This window comes from Caulobacter sp. P1_B12_2 (genome assembly GCF_056406675.1).
This window is the reverse complement of the sequence record NZ_JBFTZS010000665.1, coordinates 1-1733: the sequence shown is the minus strand read 5'-3', so window position 1 is coordinate 1733 and position 1733 is coordinate 1. Positions and strand designations below refer to the sequence as shown.

Genomic DNA, 1733 nt, shown 5'->3' with positions numbered 1-1733 from the left:
CCACCGGACTTCGCCAGGATGATGGTGATCGCAGCCGTCAACGTCGTCTTGCCGTGGTCAACGTGACCAATCGTGCCGATGTTGCAGTGCGGCTTGTTACGTTCGAACTTTTCCTTGGCCATTTTTCTCTACCTTAGGACCCCAGAGGGGCCTCAATTTAAATGGGAATTTCTGGGGTGTAGGCGGGTGGGTTCTCGCGAACCCACCCCGTTTCTTCTCGTACGCTTTTTCCGGGGAAAAAGCTTACGCGTACTTCTTGATCACTTCGTCGGCGACGTGTTGCGGCACCGGCTCGTAGTGGTCGTACTGCATGGTGAACTGGGCGCGGCCCTGGCTCATGCCGCGCAGGGTGTTCACGTAGCCGAACATGTTGGCCAGCGGCACGAAGGCGTTCACCACCGTGGCGTTGCCGCGCATGTCTTGGCCCTGGATCATCCCGCGACGGGCGTTCAGGTCGCCGATGACCGAACCCAGATACTCTTCCGGGGTCACGACCTCGACGGCCATGATCGGCTCGAGCAGCTTGGGAGCGCCCTTTTCACGCAGTTCCTTGAAGGCGGCGCGCGACGCGATTTCGAACGCCAGCACGCTGGAGTCGACGTCGTGGTACTTGCCGTCCGTCAGGGTCGCCTTGAAGTCGATCAGCGGGAAGCCGGCCAGCAGGCCGTTGTCCTTGACGGACATCAGGCCCTTTTCGACGCCGGGGATGTATTCCTTCGGCACCGCGCCGCCGACGATCGAGTTTTCGAACACGAAGCCCGAACCCGGCTCGCCCGGTTCGAAGGTGATCATGACGCGGGCGAACTGGCCCGTACCACCGGTCTGCTTCTTGTGGGTGTAGTCGATGTCGACCTTGCGGCCCAGGCTTTCGCGATAGGCAACCTGCGGCGCGCCGATGTTGGCTTCGACCTTGTAGGTCCGCTTCAGGATGTCGATCTTGATGTCCAGGTGCAGCTCGCCCATGCCCTTCAGGATCGTCTGACCACTTTCGAAGTCGGTCGAGACGGTGAAGGACGGATCCTCGGCGGCCAGCTTGGCCAGGGCGACGCCCAGCTTTTCCTGGTCGGCCTTGGACTTGGGCTCGACGGCGATCTCAATGACCGGGGCCGGGAAGACCATGCGCTCGAGGATGACCGGCGACTTCAGGGGATCGCACAGGGTGTCACCGGTGCGGGTGTCCTTGAGGCCGGCCAGGGCGACGATGTCGCCGGCGAAGGCTTCCTTGATGTCTTCGCGGTTGTTGGAGTGCATGAGCAGCATGCGGCCGACGCGCTCGCGCTTGTCGCGCGTGGCGTTCAGCAGGCTCATGCCGGTTTCCAGCTTGCCCGAATAGATGCGGCAGAAGGTCAGCGAACCGACGAAGRGGTCGTCCATGATCTTGAACGCCAGAACCGACAGGGGCTCGTCGTCCGAAGCGTGACGCACGATCTCTTCTTCGGTCTTGAAGTCGATGCCCTTGGTCGGCGGGATGTCCAGCGGCGACGGCAGGTAGTCGACGACGGCGTCCAGCAGCGTCTGCACGCCCTTGTTCTTGAAGGCCGAGCCGCAGAGGATCGGATAGAAGGCGCCGGTCAGCACGGCCTTGCGGATGCACTTCTTCAGCACGGCTTCCGAGGGCTCTTCGCCGCCCAGATAGGCTTCCATGGCGTCGTCGTCGAGTTCGACGGCCGCTTCGACCAGGTAAGCGTGAGCTTCCTTGGCCTTGTCCAGCAGGTCGGCGGGGATCTCTTCGT

General features: G+C 62.4%; 2 protein-coding genes. Both read right to left on the bottom strand.

Annotated features, from left to right (window positions below; all coding sequences use genetic code 11):
* Positions 1-122: GTP-binding protein (locus tag AC1DZ6_RS24665; RefSeq protein ID WP_477099733.1), on the bottom strand; the 122-nt coding region annotated here is incomplete at its 3' end.
* A gap of 121 nt (positions 123-243) precedes the next feature.
* Positions 244-1733: elongation factor G (gene fusA, locus AC1DZ6_RS24660; protein ID WP_477099732.1), on the bottom strand; the 1490-nt coding region annotated here is incomplete at its 5' end.